At 64.8% G+C, this 20,000-nt stretch carries 16 protein-coding genes; 11 read left to right on the top strand and 5 right to left on the bottom strand.

From position 1 onward, the window contains the following. The first annotated feature begins 2 nt into the window (after nt 1-2). The 11 genes from algK to C163_RS21800 all read left to right on the top strand — a co-directional run bounded on the left by algK (nt 3) and on the right by C163_RS21800 (nt 13,557). Nucleotides 3-1,430: an alginate biosynthesis TPR repeat lipoprotein AlgK gene (algK, locus tag C163_RS21750; protein WP_025340582.1), complete on the top strand. Its 1,428-nt coding sequence runs from the start codon at nt 3-5 to the stop codon at nt 1,428-1,430. Continuing rightward, nucleotides 1,427-2,905: an alginate export family protein gene (locus C163_RS21755; protein ID WP_013974153.1), complete on the top strand. Its 1,479-nt coding sequence runs from the start codon at nt 1,427-1,429 to the stop codon at nt 2,903-2,905. Before algK ends, C163_RS21755 begins: the two co-directional genes overlap by 4 nt. Nucleotides 2,906-2,927: 22 nt before the next feature. Further along, nucleotides 2,928-4,487: a mannuronan 5-epimerase AlgG gene (gene algG, locus C163_RS21760; protein ID WP_025340583.1), complete on the top strand. Its 1,560-nt coding sequence runs from the start codon at nt 2,928-2,930 to the stop codon at nt 4,485-4,487. A gap of 13 nt (nt 4,488-4,500) precedes the next feature. Further along, entirely contained in the window at nt 4,501-5,943 is a 1,443-nt protein-coding gene (locus tag C163_RS21765; RefSeq protein WP_025340584.1) for an alginate O-acetyltransferase, read from the top strand. A gap of 7 nt (nt 5,944-5,950) precedes the next feature. Continuing rightward, nucleotides 5,951-7,054 (top strand): mannuronate-specific alginate lyase, encoded by a 1,104-nt coding sequence (locus C163_RS21770; protein WP_025340585.1) that lies wholly within the window; start codon nt 5,951-5,953, stop codon nt 7,052-7,054. Between the two features lie 196 nt (nt 7,055-7,250). Continuing rightward, a complete protein-coding gene (locus tag C163_RS21775) occupies nt 7,251-8,708 on the top strand; it encodes an MBOAT family protein (protein ID WP_013974157.1) in 1,458 nt (485 codons plus the stop codon). A 10-nt stretch (nt 8,709-8,718) separates the two neighbouring features. Further along, entirely contained in the window at nt 8,719-9,876 is a 1,158-nt protein-coding gene (locus tag C163_RS21780) for an alginate O-acetyltransferase (protein WP_025340586.1), read from the top strand. A 16-nt stretch (nt 9,877-9,892) separates the two neighbouring features. Then, entirely contained in the window at nt 9,893-10,540 is a 648-nt protein-coding gene (locus C163_RS21785) for an alginate O-acetyltransferase AlgF (protein ID WP_025340587.1), read from the top strand. Between the two features lie 35 nt (nt 10,541-10,575). Further along, a complete protein-coding gene (locus C163_RS21790; protein ID WP_025340588.1) occupies nt 10,576-12,030 on the top strand; it encodes a mannose-1-phosphate guanylyltransferase/mannose-6-phosphate isomerase in 1,455 nt (484 codons plus the stop codon). A 98-nt stretch (nt 12,031-12,128) separates the two neighbouring features. Further along, nucleotides 12,129-12,593, top strand: a complete 465-nt coding sequence (locus C163_RS21795) for a hypothetical protein (RefSeq protein ID WP_015271749.1) — start codon at nt 12,129-12,131, stop codon at nt 12,591-12,593. 151 nt (nt 12,594-12,744) lie between these two features. Next, nucleotides 12,745-13,557: an SDR family oxidoreductase gene (locus C163_RS21800; protein ID WP_025340589.1), complete on the top strand. Its 813-nt coding sequence runs from the start codon at nt 12,745-12,747 to the stop codon at nt 13,555-13,557. Nucleotides 13,558-13,687: 130 nt separating this feature from the next. Here C163_RS21800 and C163_RS21805 read toward each other — a convergent pair whose 3' ends face one another. From C163_RS21805 to C163_RS21825, 5 genes are all read right to left on the bottom strand, one after another. After that, on the bottom strand, nt 13,688-14,482 hold the full coding sequence (locus tag C163_RS21805) for an SDR family NAD(P)-dependent oxidoreductase (RefSeq protein WP_025340590.1): 795 nt from the start codon (nt 14,480-14,482) through the stop codon (nt 13,688-13,690). A gap of 139 nt (nt 14,483-14,621) precedes the next feature. Then, the gene (locus tag C163_RS21810) at nt 14,622-16,073 is read right to left on the bottom strand and encodes an efflux transporter outer membrane subunit (RefSeq protein WP_025340591.1); all 1,452 of its coding nucleotides are present in this window, start codon (nt 16,071-16,073) and stop codon (nt 14,622-14,624) included. Next, nucleotides 16,070-17,131, bottom strand: coding sequence for an HlyD family secretion protein (locus C163_RS21815; RefSeq protein WP_025340592.1), 1,062 nt, complete (start codon nt 17,129-17,131; stop codon nt 16,070-16,072). Before C163_RS21815 ends, C163_RS21810 begins: the two co-directional genes overlap by 4 nt. A 28-nt stretch (nt 17,132-17,159) precedes the next feature. Beyond that, nucleotides 17,160-18,701, bottom strand: coding sequence for an MFS transporter (locus C163_RS21820; RefSeq protein WP_025340593.1), 1,542 nt, complete (start codon nt 18,699-18,701; stop codon nt 17,160-17,162). Between the two features lie 226 nt (nt 18,702-18,927). Continuing rightward, nucleotides 18,928-19,836, bottom strand: a complete 909-nt coding sequence (locus tag C163_RS21825; RefSeq protein WP_015271755.1) for a LysR family transcriptional regulator — start codon at nt 19,834-19,836, stop codon at nt 18,928-18,930. Nucleotides 19,837-20,000: the final 164 nt, after the last annotated feature.

Here is a 20,000-nt window from a genome sequence, read left to right on the forward strand (position 1 = left end):
ACATGATTCCCCACAAGAAAAGCGCCAGCCTGGGCCTGTGTGCCCTGGCTGCTGCCATCACCCTGGCCGGCTGTGCGGGCCTGCCCGACCAGCGCCTGGCCAACGAAGCCATGAAGCGCGGTGACACGGCACTGGCCGAGCGCAACTATAAGGCGCTGGCCGACCTGGGCTACAGCGAAGCGCAAGTGGGCCTGGCCGACATCAAGGTCGGCACCCGCGATCCGGCGAAAATCAAGGAAGCCGAGGCCACCTACCGTGCCGCGGCCGCCATCTCGCCGCGTGCCCAGGCACGCCTTGGTCGCCTGCTGGTGGCCAAGCCCGACAGCACCCAGGCCGAGCGCGAAGAAGCCGAAACCCTGCTCAAGCAAGCCGCCAAGCAGGGCGAAAGCAACACCCTGATCCCGCTGGCGATGCTCTACCTGAGCTACCCGCAGAGCTTCCCCAAGGTCAACGCTCAGCAGCAGATCGACCAGTGGCGCGCCGCCGGCAACCCGGAAGCGGGCCTGGCCCAGGTGCTGCTGTACCGCACCCAGGGCACCTACGACCAGCACCTGGGCGAAGTGGAGAAAATCTGCAAGGCCGCGCTGAACACCACCGACATCTGCTACGTCGAACTAGCCACCGTGTACCAGAAGCGCGGCCAGGCCGACCAGCAGGCTGCCCTGCTCGGCCAGCTCAAGGCTGCCTACGCCCGTGGCGCAGTACCGGCCACTCGGGTCGACAGCGTTGCCCGGGTACTGGCTGACCGCAGCCTCGGCCAGACCGACGAGAAAACCGCCAAGGACCTGCTCGAGCAGGTTGCCCCGGCCAACCCGGCGTCCTGGGTCAGCCTGGCGCAACTGATGTACGACTTCCCCGAGCTGGGCGATACCGACCAGCTGATGGCCTACATCGACAAGGGCCGCGAAGCCGAACAGCCACGCGCCGAACTGTTGCTGGGCCGCCTGTACTACGAAGGCAAGACCGTGCCTGCGGACGCGGCCAAAGCCGAACAACACCTGCAGGCTGCCGCCGACGCCGGCGAAGTCAGCGCCCATTACTACCTGGGCCAGCTGTACCGCCGCGGCTACCTGGGCAACGTCGAGCCACAAAAGGCCGTCGACCACCTGCTGGCCGCCGCCCGTGGTGGGCAGAACAGCGCCGACTATGCCCTGGCCCAGCTGTTCAGCGAAGGCCACGGCATTCGCCCGCAACCGGGCAACGCCTGGGTATTCGCCCAGCTGGCCCAGGCCAACCCGTCGCCGCAGTCCGCTGAATTGCTGCAGCAACTCGACCAGCAACTTACGCCTGACCAGCGCAGCCAGGCCCAGCAACTGCTGGCCCAAGAAAAGCAGGCGCGCGGCAGCATGAGCCAGGGCGCCAACAGCACCCTGGCCATCGAAGCCCTGCAAGACGACGAAAAAGAAGTAACCGGTGAGGACTCGCTATGACGCTCAATCCCTTCGTGAAAGCTGGCATCGGCCTGAGCTTCGCCCTGCTGTGGTCCTGCCCGACCCTGGCGGAAATGACCGCTGAAAAGAACTTCGGCCTGGATGTGAAAATCACCGGCCAGTCGGAAGACGACCGTGACCTGGGCACCCGCTCCGGCGGTGACGTCAACGGCCTCGGTCTTGATCTGCGCCCTTGGGTATATGGCGAGCGTGGCAACTGGAGCGCCTATGCCATGGGCCAGGCCGTCACCGCGACCGACACCATCGAAACCGACACCCTGCGCCAGAACGACGACGGCACCAGCACCGACACCGCTGCCGACGGCCGTGAACAGGACAAGAGCTACCTGGCCATGCGCGAATTCTGGGTCGGCTACAGCGGCCTCACCGCCTACCCCGGCGAACAGCTGCGTTTCGGTCGCCAGCGCCTGCGCAGCGACGATGGCATGTGGCGTGACACCAACATCGAGGCGCTGAACTGGACCTTCGACACCACCCTGCTCAAGGCCGACCTGGGCGTGGCCCAGCGCTTCAGCGAATACCGCACCGACCTCACCGAGCTGGCCCCGGAAGACAAGGACCGCACGCACCTCTACGGCAACGTCGCCACGCAGTGGACCCCTGGCCACTGGGTCGGCGTACGCGCCCACCACACCCACGACGGCGGCAGCCTGAAGAACCCGGGCGAAACCGTCGATGCGCTGGACAAGACCCGCACCGGCGACCTCACCTGGCTGGGCCTGGAAGCCAACAGCGACGCCTACAACTGGCGCAACGACCACACCGTCAACTACTGGGGCAGCGTCACCTGGCTGACCGGTGATCGCGACACCCTCAGCAGCCAGGTCGTCGGTGACGAAACCGTGGCCACCGGCAAGCAGAGCGGTGATGTCAACGCCTGGGCCACCGACCTCGGCATCCGCCTGCGCCTCGACCCGCAATGGCAGGTCGGTGCGGCCTACGCCCGTGGCAGCGGCGGTGGTGGCGACGACGGTTCGAGCAACTACGAGCAGACCGGCCTCGAGAGCAACCGCTCCAACTACACCGGTACCCGTTCGCGCGTGCACCGCTTCGGTGAAGCCTTCCGTGGCGAGCTGGGCAACCTGCAGGCGGCCACCCTGTTCGCCTCCTGGCAGCTGCGCGACGACTACGACGCCAGCTTCATCTACCACAAGTTCTGGCGTGTCGATGGCAACCAGAACATCGGTTCCAGCGGCATCAACGCGGTGGTCAACGACAACGGTGTGAACCGCCCGCTGGTCGATGGCGAAAAAGACCTTGGCCAGGAAATGGACGTGGTCGTGACCAAGTACTTCAAGCAAGGCCTGCTGCCGGCTTCGATGAGCCAGGCAATCGACGAGCCATCTGCCCTGGTGCGCCTGCGTGCTGGCGTGTTCAAGCCGGGCGATGCCTACGGCAAGGAAGCGGACTCGTACATGCACCGCGCCTTCGTCGATGTGATCTGGCGCTTCTGAGGCCGGTAGAGGACTTACCGTTATGAACCTTCACCCGCACTTACGTCACAGCCTGTTGGCCAGCGCCTTGCTGCTGGCCAGCGGCCTGGTGGCTGCCGCAGAGCCCCAGGTGATCGCCAAGGAACTGCAGCAGGCCAAGACCTACACGGTCTCCAGCGCGCCGATCGAGCCGCTGCACATGGACCCGCCGAAGCTGCCCGACCTGACCGGCTACACCGCCGAAGCGGTGCAGAAGAAAATCGACCGCCGCCACAAGGGCAAGGTCAGCCTGCGCCGCATGTTCCAGGAGGATACCCTCAAGGAATTCGTCGGCGGCGACAACAAGGCGGCCGAGTGGGTCCAGCGCCAGCATGGCATTCCGCAGGCGATCTTCGTCGATGACGGCCATGTCGACCTGGTCGAGCTGAGCAAGAAGGTACCCAAGCAGTACCTCAGCGAAGTCGAGCCGGGTGTGTACCTGGCGCGCCTGCCGATCGTGGTCGGGCAGAAGGGCATCCTCGAGATCGACGGCAAGGTCAAGCAGCTGCGCCTGTCCCAGGAAGGCGGTTCGTTCCTGGTCAACGACGGCAAGCTGTTCGTCACCGACACCCAGGTGACCGGCTGGCGAGAAAAGGAAAACGGCCCGGCGACCTTCCGCTCGCCCAAGGAATTCCGCCCGTTCCTGCTGTCGTGGGGCGGCACCGAGACCTACATCGTCAATACCAAGATGGCCAGCTTCGGCTACGCCAAGTCCAAGTCGTACGGCGTGAGCATCTCGCAGTACACGCCGAACATGGCCAAGCGCATGGGCCGCCCGGAACCCACCGGCTGGATCATCGGCTCCGAGTTCAGCGACATGTGGTACGGCTTCTACTGCTACGAGACCCAGGACTTCGTGGTCAAGGACAGCACCTACCGCGACAACATCGTCTACGGCATCGACCCGCACGACCGCTCGCACCGGCTGATCATCGCCGGCAACACGGTGTACGGCACCAAGAAGAAGCACGGCATCATCGTTTCGCGTGAGGTCAACGACAGCTGGATCATCAACAACAAGAGCTTCGACAACAAGCTCTCGGGCGTGGTGATCGACCGTAACAGCGTCAACAACCTGATCGCCTACAACGAGATCTACCGCAACCACACCGACGGCATCACCCTGTACGAAAGTGGCGACAACCTGATCTGGGGCAACAAGCTGATCAACAACCGCCGCCACGGCATCCGCGTGCGTAACAGCGTGAACATCCGCCTGTACGAAAACGTCGCCATGGCCAACGGCCTGGTCGGCGTGTACGGCCACATCAAGGACCTGTCCAACACCGACCGCGACATCGCCCTCGACCCGTTTGACACCAAGGTGTCGCTGATCCTGGTCGGTGGCGAACTGGCGGCCAACGGCTCCGGGCCACTGTCGATCGACTCGCCGCTGTCGGTCGAGCTGTACAAGGTGTCCATGCTCGCCCCGCGCAAGGCCAGCGGCATCAGCCTCAACGGCATCCTCGGCGAGCGCCAGGACGAAATCCTCGACCTGCTGGTACGCCAGCAAAAGGCTGTGCTGATCGACCCGGTCGAACGCCAGACCGAAATGATCGATTAAGGAAGCCCAGACCATGACTCCACATCTGATGAAACTGCTGGGCCTGTCCGCTGCCCTCCTGGCGATCAGCCAGGGCGTGCGCGCCGAAGACGTCAAGGCCCCTACGTTCAGCGCCGAGCCTTGCTGCCAGCTGTGCCCTGAAGCGCATGACGCCAGCCGCTACACCACCCGTTACCAGCAGAACTTCACCACGCTGGTGCAGGCCCAGGGCGACTGGCTGTTCCGTACCCGCGAAGACCTGCGCACCGAGTTCAATACCACCCCGGCCGGCTACAAGCGCCTGCAGCAAGTGCACGACGCGTTCAAGAAGCGCGGCGTGGAACTGGTGGTGGTGTACCAGCCGACCCGTGGCCTGGTGAACCGCAACATGCTCAACCCGGCGGAAAAGGCTGCCTTCGACTACCAGAAGGCCCTGGGCAACTACCAGGCCATGCTCAAGCGCTTTGCCAGCATGGGCTACAACGTGCCTGACCTGTCGCCGCTGACCAACGAACAGCTGGCCGCTGCCGACCAGGGCAAGGACTTCTACTTCCGTGGCGACCAGCACTGGACGCCTTACGGCGCCGAGCGCGCGGCCAAGATCGTGGCCGATACCGTGCACAAGATGCCGGCTTTCGAAGGCATCCCGCGCAAGGAATTCGAAACGAAAAAGTCCGGGCGCATGGGCAAGACCGGCACCCTGCATAACGTGGCCGGCCAGCTGTGCGGCACCAGCTACGCCGTCCAGTACATGGACCAGTTCGCCACCGAGCCGAAAGGCTCCACCGGCGGCGGCGACGACCTGTTCGGTGACGGCGGCAACGCGCAGATCACCCTGGTCGGCACCAGCCACAGTGGCAAGAACTACAACTTCTCCGGCTTCCTCGAGCAGTACATCGGCGCCGACGTGCTCAACGTGGCCTTCCCTGGCGGTGGCCTGGAAGGTTCGATGATCCAGTACCTGGGTAGCGAGGAATTCCAGAAGAACCCGCCGAAGATCCTGATCTGGGAATTCTCCCCGCTGTATCGCCTGGACCAGGAAACCATCTGGCGGCAAATCCTTGGCCTGCTCGACGACGGCTGCGATGACCGCCCGGCCCTGATGAGCGCCAGCGCCACCCTCAAGCCCGGTAAGAACGAGCTGATGGTCAACGGCAAGGGCGGCGTGATCAAAGACCTGATCAACCGCAACATGCAGATGGACGTCAAGTTCGAAGACCCGTCGGTGAAGGTGCTGCAGGCCACCCTCTGGTACCTCAACGGCCGCCACGAGGACATCAAGCTGGAAAAACCGGAAACCTCCGACACCGACGGCCGCTTCGTCTTCCAGATGCGCGAAGACGAGGACTGGGCCAGCCAGAGCCTGCTGGCGTTCGAGGTGCAGGGGCCGGAAAGCGGTACCCAGAAGGTCGAAGCCAAGCTCTGCAAACGCAACAACTTCGCCGTGCCCGCGCAGACCGCGCAGGCCGGCCAGTGAGGCGACCATGATCCCGTTCAAGCGAATTTCCCGCCCCGCCCTGCTTGCCCTGGCGTTGTGCGGCGGTGCCGCGCACGCCGCGCTGGTACCGCCCCAGGGTTACTACGAGGGGATCGAAAAGCTCAAGACCGGCGACGGCAACTTCCGCTGCGAGGCTGCCCCCAAGCCATACACCGGTGCCCTGCAGTTCCGCAGCAAGTACGAAGGCTCGGACAAGGCACGGGCAACGCTCAATGCCGACTCGGAAAAGGCCTTTCGCAAGTCCACCGAAGACATCACCACCCTCGAGAAAGGCGTGAGCAAGATGATCGGCCAGTACATGCGTGACGGCCGCCCGGCGCAACTCGACTGCACCCTGGCCTGGCTAGGCGACTGGGCCCGCGCCGATGCGCTGATGTCCACCGACTACAACCACACCGGCAAGTCGATGCGCAAATGGGCGCTGGGCAGCATGAGTGGTTCCTGGCTGCGCCTGAAGTTCTCCAATTCGCAGCCGCTGGCCGCGCACCAGGCCGAGGCCGAGCTGATCGAAAAATGGTTCGCCCGCCTGGCCGAGCAGACCGTGCGCGACTGGAGCGACCTGCCACTGGAGAAGATCAACAACCACAGCTACTGGGCTGCCTGGGCGGTAATGGCCAGCGCCGTGGCCACCGACCGTCGCGACCTGTTCGACTGGGCCGTGAAGGAATACCGGGTTGGCGCCAACCAGGTCGACGAGCAGGGCTTCCTGCCCAACGAACTGAAGCGCAAGCAACGCGCCCTGGCCTACCACAACTACGCCCTGCCGCCGCTGGCGATGATCGCCAGCTTCGCCCAGGTCAATGGCGTGGATGTGCGCGGCGAGAACAACAACGCCCTGCAGCGCCTGGCGCAGCGGGTGCTGAACGGGTCGAAGGACCCCAGCGAGTTCAAAGCCCGCAATGGCGAGAAACAGGACATGAAAGACCTGAAGATCGACAGCAAGTACTCGTGGATGGAGCCCTACTGCAGCCTGTATGCGTGCAGTGGCGACACCCTGCAACGCAAGCGCGGTATGCAGCCGTTCAACAGCTTCCGGCTGGGCGGCGACCTGACCCGGGTCTACGACCCGAGCGCAGAGAGCAAGAAATGAGTTGAACCCCTTTTTGGGGTCGGAACCTGTGGGAGCGGGCATGCCCGCGAAGATGGCACCGCGGTGCATGGCAAGGGCTTCGCCCTTGTTCGCGGGCATGCCCGCTCCCACAGGTACCAAGGCTTCCCCCACTTTTTGAGTGGGGGGTTTGGGGGGCGCTTTGCCCCGGATGCTGTGAACAAAAAGGAGAACCGGGATGGTCTTCTCGTCCAACGTGTTCCTGTTCCTGTTCTTGCCGATCTTCCTCGGCCTGTACTACTTGAGCGGGCAACGTTATCGCAACCTGCTGCTGCTGGTCGCCAGCTACATCTTCTACGCCTGGTGGCGGGTGGACTTCCTGGCCCTGTTTGCCGGGGTCACCCTGTGGAACTACTGGATCGGCCTGAAAGTCGGCGCCGCCGGTGTGCGCACCAAGCCCGCGCAGCGCTGGCTGCTGCTCGGCGTCGGTGTCGACCTGGCGATCCTCGGCTACTTCAAGTACGCCAACTTCGGCGTCGACAGCCTCAACGCGATCATCTCCTCGTTCGGCCTGGAGCCGTTCATCCTCACCCACGTGCTGCTGCCGATCGGTATCTCGTTCTACATCTTCGAGTCGATCAGCTACATCATCGACGTGTACCGCGGCGACACCCCGGCCACCCGCAACCTGATCGACTTCGCGGCGTTCGTGGCGATCTTCCCGCACCTGATCGCCGGCCCCGTGCTGCGCTTCAAGGACCTGGTCGACCAGTTCAACAACCGCACCCACACCCTGGACAAGTTCTCCGAAGGCTGCACCCGCTTCATGCAGGGCTTCATCAAGAAAGTGTTCATCGCCGATACCCTGGCGGTAGTGGCCGACCACTGCTTCGCCCTGCAGAACCCGACCACCGGCGATGCCTGGCTCGGCGCCCTGGCCTACACCGCGCAGCTGTACTTCGACTTCAGCGGCTACAGCGACATGGCCATCGGCCTGGGCCTGATGATGGGCTTCCGCTTCATGGAGAACTTCAAGCAGCCGTACATCAGCCAGTCGATCACCGAGTTCTGGCGGCGCTGGCACATCAGCCTGTCGACCTGGCTGCGCGACTACCTGTACATCACCCTGGGCGGTAACCGCAAAGGCACCTTCAACACCTACCGCAACCTGTTCCTGACCATGCTGCTGGGCGGCCTGTGGCACGGCGCCAACTTCACCTACATCATCTGGGGCGCCTGGCACGGCATGTGGCTGGCCATCGAGCGCGCGCTGGGCATCGACACCAACCCGCAGCGTTTCAACCCGGTGAAGTGGGCATTCACCTTCCTGCTGGTGGTGGTCGGCTGGGTGATCTTCCGTGCCGAGAACCTGGAGGTGGCCGGTCGCATGTACGGCGCCATGTTCAGCTTCGGCGACTGGCAGCTGTCGGAACTCAACCGTGCCCAGCTCACCGGCCTGCAGGTAGCCACCCTGGTGGTCGCCTACATCACCCTGGCGTTCTTCGGCCTGCGCGACTTCTACCGCAACGCCAGGCCAACGCCCAAGGCCACCCCGGTGGAGGTCAACAGCGACGGTTCGATCGGCCTGGACTGGACCCGGGTGATGACCCGCGCCCTGGTGCTGCTGCTGTTCGTGGCCTCGATCCTCAAGCTTTCGGCGCAGAGCTACTCGCCGTTCCTTTACTTCCAGTTCTGAGGTTGATGACATGACCCGGACATTACGCATTACCTATTCGCTGTCGTTCCTCGGCCTGCTGGTGGGCATGGGCGTCTGGTCCACCGGTGGCCTGCAAAGCTTCCAGCGTACCGAGCAGATGACCCTGCTCAACGGCAAGCTGGCCAAGGCCGCCGAGACCCACTACGACGAGCAGTTCCCGATCAAGCGCCTGGGTACCAACCTATGGGCGGCGATGGACTTCAAGCTGTTCAACGAAGGCCGCCCCGGCGTGGTGCTGGGCCGCGACCAGTGGCTGTTCAGTGACGAAGAGTTCAAGCCCACCGCCGGTGCCGAGCAGCTGATGCAGGAAAACCTGGCGCTGATCCGTGGCGTGCGCGACACCCTGCAGCAGCACGGCAGCCAGCTGGTGCTGGCGATCGTGCCGGCCAAGGCGCGGGTGTATGCCGAGTACCTGGGCAAGGAACTGCCGACCAGCCTGCATGACGACCTGTACAACCAGTTCCATGCCCAGGCACGCCAGGCCAACGTGTTCGCCCCGGACCTGATGGCACCCATGGAGCAGGCCAAGGCCCGCGGCCAGGTGTTCCTGCGCACCGACACCCACTGGACGCCGATGGGCGCCGAAGTGGCGGCGCAGGCACTGGCCGAAGCGGTCAACCGCCAGAGCCTGCTCAACGGCGACCCGCAGGCGTTCATCACCGAAGCCGGCAGCACCGCGCCATACAAGGGCGACCTGACCAACTTCCTGCCACTGGACCCGCTGTTCAGCAACCTGCTGCCAGCCCCGGACAACCTGCAGCAACGTACCACTCGCCCGGTCGAGGCCGAAGGTGAAGCCGGGGACGCACTGTTCGCCGACACGCAGATCCCGGTTGCGCTGGTGGGTACCAGCTACAGCGCCAATCCGCACTGGAACTTCCTCGGTGCGCTGCAGCAGGCCCTGCGCAGCGACGTGGCCAACTACGCCGAAGACGGCCATGGCCCGCTACTGCCGATGCTCAAGTACCTGCAAAGCGATGCCTTCAAGAACGCCGCACCCCAGGTGGTGGTGTGGGAATTCCCCGAACGTTATCTGCCAATGAAGAACGACCTCAGCAGCTTCGATCCACAGTGGATCGCCCAGCTGAAGAACACCCGTAAATCCGAAGAAAACCTGGCTTTGTCGTCCACCCGGACTAACCACTAATCAGAGGAACATACATATGACTACCAAGACTTCCATTGCCAAAGCCCTCACCCTCGCAGCCGGCCTGTCCCTGGCCTCCATGCAGGCCTTCGCCGGTGCCGACGCCGCGCTTTATGGCCCGAGCGCACCGAAAGGCTCGACCTTCGTGCGCCTGTACAACGCCTCCGGCGCACCGGCTGCAGCCTCGGTCGGCAACACCCAGATCAAGCAGGTTGGCGCCCAGGCCAGCAGCGACTTCAGCTTCCTGCCAGGGGGTGACTACACCGCCCAGGTCGGCGGCAAGAGCGTGCCGGTCAAGCTGGCTGCGGACAAGTACTACACCCTGGTCAACAGCGCCAACGGCAACCCGCAGCTGATCGAAGAGCCGCCGTTCAAGAACAAGCAGAAAGCCCTGGTTCGCGTGCAGAACCTGAGTGACCAGCAACTGACCCTGAAGACCGCCGACGGCAAGACCGAAGTGGTCAAGCCGGTGGCCGCCAACGGCCGTGGCGAACGCGAAATCAACCCGGTCAAGGTCAACCTGGCGCTGTACCAAGGAGACAAGAAAGTGGGTGACGTCAAACCCGTCGCCCTGGAGCGCGGCGAAGCCGCAGTGCTGTACGTAACGGGTTCCGGCAACGCCTTGTCGCCGGTGTGGGTAACTCGCCCCGTGGCTAGCAACTGATTCCCCTGCCTCTCAACGACTATTGGAGAAACATGATGATCCCGGTAATTCTTTCTGGTGGTAGCGGTTCCCGTCTGTGGCCTCTGTCGCGCAAGCAGTTCCCCAAGCAGTTCCTGGCCCTGACCAGTGAACACACCCTGTTCCAGCAAACCCTCGAGCGCCTGGTGTTCGAAGGCATGGACACACCGATCGTGGTCTGCAACAAGGACCACAAGTTCATCGTCCAGGAGCAACTGGCCGCGCTGAAGCTGGAAACCCAAGGCATCCTGATGGAACCGTTCGGCCGCAACACCGCGCCGGCCGTAGCCATGGCTGCCATGAAACTGGTCAACGAAGGCCGCGACGAGCTGATGCTGGTGCTGCCCGCCGACCACGTGATCGAGGACCAGAAGGCACTGCAACGCGCCCTGGCCCTGGCCACCGTGGCCGCCGAGCGTGGCGAGATGGTGCTGTTCGGCGTGCCGGCGACCAAGCCGGAAACCGGCTACGGCTACATCCGTTCCAGCCAGGACGCCCTGCTGCCTGAAGGCGTGGCGCGCGTGGCGCAGTTCGTCGAGAAGCCCGACGAAAAACGCGCCGCCGAGTTCGTCCAGGCCGGCGGCTACTTCTGGAACAGCGGCATGTTCCTGTTCCGTGCCAGCCGCTTCCTCGAAGAGCTGAAAAAGCACGACGGCGACATCTACGACACCTGCGTGCTGGCCCTGGAGCGCAGCCAGGAAGACGGTGATGTGCTGAGCATCGACGAAGCCACCTTCGCCTGCTGCCCTGACAACTCCATCGACTACGCGGTGATGGAAAAGACCCAGCGCGCCTGCGTGGTGCCGATGTCGGCCGGCTGGAGCGACGTGGGCTGCTGGTCGTCGCTGTGGGAAGTGCACGAGAAGGACGACAACGGCAACGTCACCAAGGGCGACGTGGTGGTGCAGGACAGCCACAACTGCATGATCCACGGCAACGGCAAGCTGGTGTCGGTGATCGGCCTGGAGAACATCGTGGTAGTCGAGACCAAGGACGCCATGATGATTGCCCACAAGGACAAGGTCCAGGGCGTCAAGCAGATGGTCAAGACCCTCGACGAGCAGGGCCGCAGCGAAACCCAGAACCACCTGGAAGTGTATCGCCCGTGGGGCTCGTACGACTCGGTGGACATGGGCGGCCGCTTCCAGGTCAAACACATCACCGTCAAGCCGGGCGCCAGCCTGTCGCTGCAGATGCACCACCACCGCGCCGAGCACTGGATCGTGGTGTCCGGCACCGCCGAGGTGACCTGTGACGAGAACGTGTTCCTGCTGACCGAGAACCAGTCCACCTACATCCCGATCGCCTCGGTGCACCGCCTGCGCAACCCGGGCAAGATCCCGCTGGAGATCATCGAAGTACAGTCCGGCAGCTACCTGGGCGAGGATGATATCGAGCGCTTCGAGGATGTGTACGGGCGTACCTCTACACCCATCGAGCGTGGTGTTTCGGTGAAGACCATCGCGCAGTAATGCAACCCCTGGGGCCGCTTTGCGGCCCCGCTTTTTGAGCCACTCCCCATTTCGGGCTACGATGGTCAGACCCCGCGCAATCAAGGTCTGCCCGCCCCATGATCATCGGTGCCTTCCTCATCCTCACCTGGCTGGTGCTGTTGTTGCGCTACCCGGCCAAGGCCCTGCCGATCTCGCTGGCTGCCGTTTGTGGCCTGGGCCTGGTGGCCCTGTTCGTCGTCTGGCAGGACACCCGCGAAACCTCGCAACTGGCCCGCCTGGACCTGCGCCTGACCTACGCCCCCGAACACTGCCCCGCCGACCGCGCCCTGCAGGTGCGCATGAAGAACGGCAACGACGTGCCGCTGACCGAGCTGCGCTGGCGGGTGGCGGCGTATGCACCGGGGGATACCGTGAACCTGGCGGAGAACACCTACAATGCCCCGCGCTACCGTGGGCCGGGTGAGCTGCAGCCAGGGGCCGAATGGAAAGACTGCCTGCCACTGCCGCCACTGCGCTCCGGGTACCGGCCGCAGACCCTGGAGTTTCGTGCAGAGCATCTGCAAGGTACGTTTGCCAACTAATGTATCGCCAGTGCCGGCCCTTTCGCGGGCTTGCCCGCTCCCACAGGTACTGCACAGCTCTTGAGTACTGTGCAGTACCTGTGGGAGCGGGCAAGCCCGCGAAAGGGCCGGCACTGGCAACATCAACTTCCCCTGACAACAGGCCCCAACCATGCCCACCGTCCTGATCACCGGTTGTTCCAGCGGCATCGGCCGCGCCCTGGCCGACGCCTTCCGCGATGCCGGCCACCATGTCTGGGCCACCGCTCGCAAACCTGAGGATGTCGAGCAACTGAACGCCGCCGGTTTCACCGCCCGGCAACTTGATGTGAACGACAGCGAAGCGCTGGCCCGCCTGGCCGAGGAACTGGTAAACCTCGATATCCTGATCAACAACGCCGGCTACGGCGCCATGGGCCCGCTGCTCGATGGCGGTGTGGATGCCCTGCGCCAGCAGTTCGAAACCAACGTATTCGCAGTGGTCGGCGTTACCCGCGCATTGTTCCCACAGCTACGCCGTTCACGGGGCCTGGTGGTGAACATCGGCAGCGTATCAGGCGTGCTGGTCACGCCGTTCGCCGGCGCCTACTGCGCCTCGAAAGCAGCCGTGCATGCCCTGAGCGATGCCTTGCGCCTGGAACTGGCGCCGTTTGGTGTGCAGGTAATGGAAGTGCAGCCAGGGGCGATTGCCTCGCAGTTCGCCAGCAATGCCCAGCGCCAGGCCGAGCAGGTGCTGGCGGCGGATTCGGCGTGGTGGCCGTTGCGCGAGCACGTGCAGGCACGGGCACGGGCTTCGCAGGACAAGCCCACCTCGGCGGCAGTGTTTGCCCAGGGCGTGTTGGCGGCGGTCGGGAAATCGCCGGTACCAGCGGTGGTGCGGTTGGGGAACGGCAGTACGGCGTTGCCGTTGATGGCCCGGCTACTGCCGCGGCGGGTGCTGGATTGGGCGTTGCGCAAGCGGTTTGGCCTACTGCGCCCACTCTGATTGTTTGGTTGCCTGTGCTGGCCTCTTCGCGGGTGAACCCGCTCCCACAGGTACCCCACAGAATTTGAGTCCCGTGCGATCCCTGTGGGAGCGGGTTCACCCGCGAAGAGGCCGGTACAGGCAAAACAGATCAGGCAATGGAACGCAGCACCCCGCCATCCACCCGCAAGGCAGCCCCGGTAGTGGCACTGGCCTGCATCGATGCCAGGTACACCACCATGTTCGCCACCTCCTCCACCGTCGCCAGCCGCTTGATCAGTGAGGTCGGTCGGTGCTCAGCCAGGAAGTTGGCTTCCAGCTCTTCAGTCGACACCCCCTGCTCCTCGGCCAGCTTGGCAAAGAAGTCGCCCACACCTTCCGAACGCGTAGGCCCCGGCAGCACCGAATTCACCGTCACCCCGGTGCCGGCCAGGGTCTCGGCCAGCCCGCGCGACACCGCCAGCAACGCAGTCTTGGTCATGCCGTAATGAATCATCTCGGTCGGGATCTGCAGCGCCGACTCACTGGACAGGAACACCACCCGCCCCCATTTGCGCTCGGCCATGCCTTGGGCATAGTGGCGCGACAGGCGAACGGCGCTGAGCACATTGACGTCGAAGAAACGCTGCCAGTCCTCATCCCCGATCTCGAAGAACGGCTTGGGCTCGAAGATGCCCAGGTTGTTGACCAGGATGTCGGTGTGCGGCACCTGGTTGAACAACTTCTGCGCACCGGCCTGGGTGCCCAGGTCGGCAGCGATGCCGATGATGCGCGCCTGCGGCAGGCGTTCGCGCACAACTTTGAGGGCTTCGTCGACCCGGGCCTGGGTGCGACCGTTGAGGACCACTTCGGCCCCCGCCTCGGCCAGGCCGATGGCGATGGCCAGGCCGATGCCGGCGGTGGAGCCGCTGACGATGGCGCGCTTGCCGTTCAGGGAAATGTGCATCTGTGCCTCCTCGGTAATCAGGACAATTGCCGGGGCTGCTTTGCAGCCCATCGCGACACAAGGCCGCTCCTACATGCGGACGCGATCTCCTGTAGGAGCGGCCTTGTGTCGCGATGGGCCGCAAAGCGGCCCCAAAAAATCACACTTTCTTCACAGGCTGCTCATCAAACGCCTGCCAGCCACCACCCAGGGCCTTGTAAAGCCCCACCAACGCCTGCGACACCGCCGCCGAACTGTCGATCCACTGTTCCTCGCTGGCCAGCAGGGCACCCTGCACCGTCAGCACATTGAGAAAGTCCACCGCCCCTTCCACATACTGGCGCTGGGCAGTTTCCAGGGCGATGCGGTTCTGCCGCACCGCCTCGGCCAGGTGGTCGCGGCGCAGCTGGCTGGCGTTGTACAGGCGTAGCACATCGTCGATTTCATGCCAGGCACCCAGCACCACCTTGCGGTAGTTCAGCGCCGCCTCCTGCTGCTGCGCCTCGCGCAGTTCCAGGGTGCCCTTGAGCCGGCCACCCTCGAAGATCGGCAGCGACAGCTGTGGCCCGAAGGCGAACCGGCGTGAATCCCAGGCGCCGAAATCGGACAGCTGCATGGCCTGGAACCCGACACTGCCCGACAGCCGGATGCTGGGGTAGAAGTCGGCCTTGGCCACGCCAATGCTGGCAGTGGCAGCATGCAGGCGGGCCTCGGCCTGGCGAATGTCCGGGCGGCGTTCGGCCAGTTCGGACGGCAGGCCAATGGCGAACTTCTGCTGCGGCGCTGGCAGTTCGCCGCCCTGCAGCAACTCGGCCTGCAGGCTGCGCGGTGGTTCGGCGGCAAGCAGGCTGAGGGCGTTGATCAAGTCGTCGCGCCGCGCTTCCAGGCTTGGCAGGCGCGACTCGATCGAGGCGACCTGGGCACTGGCCTGGGCCACGTCCAGGCGCGTGGCGACACCTTCGGCCTGGCGGTTCTCGGACAACTTCAGGCTGTGCTGGGCGACCTTGAGGTTGTCGCGGGTCACATCGATGGTGTGCTGCACGGCGCGCAGCTGGATGTAGTTGCCGGCGGTTTCCGAAAGCAATGCCAGCAGCACGCCGCGGCGGTCGTTCTCGGCCACTTCGACCGTGGCATCGGCAGCCTCGACCTGGCGCCGCACACGGCCCCACAGGTCCAGCTCCCAACCGGCCACCAGGTCGCCCTGCCAGAGGTTGAAGGCTTCCTTGCCCGCCTTGCCGGACGGGTCACTCAGGCCTTCGGCACTGTTGCGCGAGCGGCTGTAGCCAGCGTTCACATCCACCGACGGTACTTCGTCGGCAGCCACGGTGCTGCGCAGGGCGCGGCTTTGCAGCAGGCGGGCACTGGCCATCTGCAGGTCGAGGTTGCGCTCGGCAACACGCTGGATCAAGGCACTAAGGCGGGTATCGTGGAAGCTCTCCCACCAGCGCAGTTCCAGCGGTTCGGCCTGCGGCTGGCTGGTCGCCGCCTCACCTTGCAGCGGCGCCCACTGTTGCGGTGCCTGGCTGTCAGGGCGCTGGAAGTCCGGCCCCAGGGTGCAGCCAGCCATCAATACGGCCAGCAGCAACGGGCTCAAGCGTAGTGCCGGTTTCATCGTGCGCTTACCTCTTTGCCGTCCAGCTTGTCGCCACGGGTGTCGATGGTCGCTTCCACCGACATGCCCACGCGCAGGCGGGCAAGCAGCGGCTGGCCGTCATCGAAAACGATCTTCACCGGGATGCGCTGCACCACCTTGGTGAAGTTGCCGGTAGCGTTGTCCGGCTTGACCGCGGCGAAGGTCACGCCAGTGGCCGGGGCGATGCTTTCCACATGGCCTTGCAGCTTCTCACCGGCAAAGGTGTCGACGCTGATGCTCACGGCCTGGCCAGGCTGTACGTGGGTCAGCTGGGTTTCCTGGAAGTTGCCGACCACGTAGGCCTGCTGCAACGGCACCACCGACAGCAGGCGGGCGCCCGGGTTGACGTAGGCACCGACACGCAAGGCGCGCTCGCCAACCATGCCGTCCACCGGCGCGGTGATGCGGGTGTAGGACAGATCGAGCTGGGCCTTTTCCAGCCCTGCCTCGGCCCGCTTCAGCTGGCCGTCGGCACTGGCCACCTGGGCGGCAAGGATATCCACCTGCTTGCGTGCCGCTACCAGCGCCGCCTGGGCATTGGCCAGGCGTGCGCGGGCCTGGTCGACCCCGCTGCGCGCCTGCTGGGCGTTCTGCACGGTGCCGGCACCCTGCTCGGCCAGGCGGCTGTAGCGGTTGACCTCATGGTCGGCGAACGCAGCTTCGGCCTGGGCCGCTTTCACTGCGGCCTCAGCCTGGGCAATCAGCGACGCCTGGCGCTCGAGAGTGGCACGGGCATCGGCGCTTTGCGCCTGGGCCACCAGCAACTGCGCCTGCGCGGCATCCAGCGCGGCCTGGTAGTCACGGGCATCGATGGTCGCCAGCAACTGGCCGGCTTTGACCTGCTGGTTGTCCTCCACCAGCACCTCCTTGATGAAGCCGGCGATCTTGGGCGCGACCACGGTGTAGTCGGCGATCACATAGGCGTCATTGGTGCTCTGGCGGTGGTCACTGCCGAACATCCAGGGGCCAGCGATGCCGGCCAGGACGGCCACGGCAAGCACCGAGCCGATGAACAGGGTTTTGCGGTTGTTGGTCATTTCAGTGGTTCTCGAATTCATCCAGGGTTCAGGCCACCGCGCGCGGCGGATAGACCCGGGTAGGCACGAAAGGAATCAGGCAGATCAGGGCCACGGCAATGCAGGCCATGACCAGGTAGAGGTCGGCCGAGGTCAGCACCAGCGCCTGGTCGTGGATGCGCCTGGCCAGGCCGGCTGCGTTACCGTCGACCAGCGGGGCGTTGCCCAGGCTGTCCACCAGGTGGTTGGAATGGAAGTGCCGGCGCAGGGTGCCAAGGGCGTCCAGCAGGCCACCGGCGATCACCGCGGCCAGGCCCTTGACGGTGTTGAACCAGCTGGAGGCGAACGGGCCTTCCTGCGGGGTCATGCCGTTGGTGGACAGCATCAGCAGCGGCAGCACTGCCATTGGCTGGCCGAACACCTGCAGCAGGTAGAACGGGTAGAAGTCGCCACGGATCCACTCGCTGGTCAGCAGGCTGCTGCCGACGCAGGACGCCGCCAGCATCGCCAGGCCGATGCCCAGCACCCAACGGCAGTCCACCGCGCGGATGTTGCACAGCGCCGCCGTCAGCGGCAGGGCGATCAGCTGCGGCATGGCCACCAGCATCATCAGCGGGCTGGTCTGCGCCGGGCGGTATCCCTGAATCTGCGCCAGATAGGCCGACGGAATGCTGCCAACGCCCGAGAGCACGATCAGCACACCGGCCAGGGTCACCAGGGCGAAACTCAGGTTGCGCCGTGACAGCATGCGCAACTGGAAGAACGGCAGCGGCTCGGACCATTCGTTGTACATGAACAGCACCAGCAACAGCAGGCCACCGCCGAGCAGCCAGCAGATCAGCGGCGAATCGAACCAGCCCCAGCGGTCACCCAGCGACAGGCCCAGCACGATGCAGCTGATGGCGGGCAGGCCGAGCAGCACGCCGCGCCAGTCGAACTGCTTGAAGCGCTCCAGGCGCAGCGGGTCCTGCGGCAGGCCCCAACCGACGCAGAACATGGCCAGCGCCGAGGGCAGGATGATCTGCCAGAACGCCCACTGCCAACCGACGTATTCGGTCCACAGCCCTGCCAGCGGCGTGCCGAGGTTGGGGCCGAAGGTGGCGGTGAGGGCATAGCAGGCCAGGCCATAGACCTTGATGCCCGGTGGCAGGAAGCGCAGGGCCACGCTCATCAACATCGGCGGCAAGGCGCCAGAGGCGAAGCCCTGGAGCACACGCAGCAGCATCAGGCTGTGCAGGTTGGGGGCGAACGGTTGCAGCAGGCCGAGCACGGCGAACAGGCCGATGGCGCTCATGGTGAAGCGCCGCAGCGAGAACGTGGTGGCCAGCCATGGCGCGAAGGCCATGGCCGAAACCGAGGCGGCGCTGTAGACCGCCAGCAGCCAGGCGCCTTCGTCGGCACCGATGCCCATGGCCCCACGGATATCGGCCAGGGAGATCTTGGTCACCGACTCGTTGAGGCCCGCGCACAACACGGCCAGCAGCACACCGAACAGCCCGACCACTACCTGCAGGCCGAACGCAGTCTGCGCAGGCGCGGCCGGCGCGGGGGCAGCGGCAATCGCGGCAGATGGGGCGGACAGGGAACTCATGGGCAGACATCTCCAGCAACAAATTTGCGACTGGAGCAAGTCTAAGAAGGTCGAATGCTGACGAAAACTGACTTATCGGTAGGTTTATGTTGCGTCAGGCGCAATCCACTTCGAAACCGAGTCGCCTGCTTCGCGGGCGCGCCCGCTCCCACAGAAAAATCACAGGGCCTGAGGGCTGTGGTGTACCTGTGGGAGCGGGCATGCCCGCGAAGAAGCCAACCTGGTATCAAGGGTCGACGCTGCAGCAAGCCTTCAGGGTCTGCCGCAACCACCGATGTGCCGGGTCATTGTGAAACCGGGGGTGCCATGCCTGCAGCACGGTCACTCGCTCCAGCGGCACCGGGATCTCGAACGAGCGCAGCGGCAGCCCGAGCTTGTGCACGCTGTTGAGGATGTTGGCCGGCATCGGCAGGATCAGGTCGGAATCCGGCAGCGAGAACAGCGCCGAGTGAAAACTCGGGGTAATCAGCGCCACCCGCCGCTGCACCTTGAAGTTGGCCAGTTCCACATCGATCGGCCCATTGGCACGGCCACGGCGGGACACGCTGATCTGTGGATAACTGGCAAAACTGTGCGCCGTGATCGGCTGCTCGAAAATCGGGTGGTCGCGCCGCGCCAGGCCCACGTAGTAGGTCTGGAACAGGCTCTGCACCTTGATCTCCGGCCCCAGGTCCACGGTCGAGCTGATGATCAGGTCGGTACGCCCGTCGCGCAGCACGCTGTCATCATCGCCGCCGGGGCTTTCCGGCACGAAGCGCAGCACCGTGCGCGGTGCCTGCTCGTGCATGCGCCGCAGCAACTGGGCACCGTACAGGGCGATGAACAGGTCGTTGGTGCGGATGTTGAAGGCCCGGTCAAGCTTGGGCAGGTCGACCTCGTCGCCACTGCGGAACACCTCGCCGGCCTGCTCCACCAACGCCGCCACCTGCTCGCGCAGGGCCAGCGCCCGCGGTGTCGGCACCAGGCCGCGACCGGCGCGCACCAGGATCGGGTCACCCAACGCATCGCGGATACGCCCCAAGGTCCGGCTCATCGCCGCCGGGCTCAGGTTCATGCGCTGCGCCGCGCCGACCACGCTGCCCTCGTCGAGCAGGGCATCGAGGGCGACGAGCAGGTTCATGTCCGGGAGTTGCATGGCCGTTTTCCGTTACAGCTGTGGGGAATGGCGATGGTAGCAGGTTGCTGGATTGCACCAGACGCAATGCGCTCGTGCGTGGTGGGGCATTTATCCTGAGGGTGGATTGAGCCAAGAATGAGGAATGGCAGGTTCGGCCTCTTCGCGGGTGAACCCGCTCCCAC

Source organism: Pseudomonas sp. FGI182, assembly GCF_000511325.1.
In the GTDB taxonomy this organism is placed as follows: domain Bacteria; phylum Pseudomonadota; class Gammaproteobacteria; order Pseudomonadales; family Pseudomonadaceae; genus Aquipseudomonas; species Aquipseudomonas putida_Z.

Excerpts from the sequence above, each read along its gene's own strand:
- C163_RS21785 (WP_025340587.1), top strand. The coding sequence starts at position 9,893 with ATGACTACCAAGACTTCCATTGCCAAAGCCCTCACCCTCGCAGCCGGC.
- C163_RS21775 (WP_013974157.1), top strand. The coding sequence starts at position 7,251 with ATGGTCTTCTCGTCCAACGTGTTCCTGTTCCTGTTCTTGCCGATCTTC.
- C163_RS21790 (WP_025340588.1), top strand. The coding sequence starts at position 10,576 with ATGATCCCGGTAATTCTTTCTGGTGGTAGCGGTTCCCGTCTGTGGCCT.
- C163_RS21815 (WP_025340592.1), bottom strand. The coding sequence starts at position 17,131 with ATGACCAACAACCGCAAAACCCTGTTCATCGGCTCGGTGCTTGCCGTG.
- C163_RS21795 (WP_015271749.1), top strand. The coding sequence starts at position 12,129 with ATGATCATCGGTGCCTTCCTCATCCTCACCTGGCTGGTGCTGTTGTTG.
- C163_RS21810 (WP_025340591.1), bottom strand. The coding sequence starts at position 16,073 with ATGAAACCGGCACTACGCTTGAGCCCGTTGCTGCTGGCCGTATTGATG.
- C163_RS21780 (WP_025340586.1), top strand. The coding sequence starts at position 8,719 with ATGACCCGGACATTACGCATTACCTATTCGCTGTCGTTCCTCGGCCTG.
- C163_RS21820 (WP_025340593.1), bottom strand. The coding sequence starts at position 18,701 with ATGAGTTCCCTGTCCGCCCCATCTGCCGCGATTGCCGCTGCCCCCGCG.
- algG (WP_025340583.1), top strand. The coding sequence starts at position 2,928 with ATGAACCTTCACCCGCACTTACGTCACAGCCTGTTGGCCAGCGCCTTG.
- C163_RS21765 (WP_025340584.1), top strand. The coding sequence starts at position 4,501 with ATGACTCCACATCTGATGAAACTGCTGGGCCTGTCCGCTGCCCTCCTG.
- algK (WP_025340582.1), top strand. The coding sequence starts at position 3 with ATGATTCCCCACAAGAAAAGCGCCAGCCTGGGCCTGTGTGCCCTGGCT.
- C163_RS21800 (WP_025340589.1), top strand. The coding sequence starts at position 12,745 with ATGCCCACCGTCCTGATCACCGGTTGTTCCAGCGGCATCGGCCGCGCC.
- C163_RS21770 (WP_025340585.1), top strand. The coding sequence starts at position 5,951 with ATGATCCCGTTCAAGCGAATTTCCCGCCCCGCCCTGCTTGCCCTGGCG.
- C163_RS21805 (WP_025340590.1), bottom strand. The coding sequence starts at position 14,482 with ATGCACATTTCCCTGAACGGCAAGCGCGCCATCGTCAGCGGCTCCACC.
- C163_RS21825 (WP_015271755.1), bottom strand. The coding sequence starts at position 19,836 with ATGCAACTCCCGGACATGAACCTGCTCGTCGCCCTCGATGCCCTGCTC.
- C163_RS21755 (WP_013974153.1), top strand. The coding sequence starts at position 1,427 with ATGACGCTCAATCCCTTCGTGAAAGCTGGCATCGGCCTGAGCTTCGCC.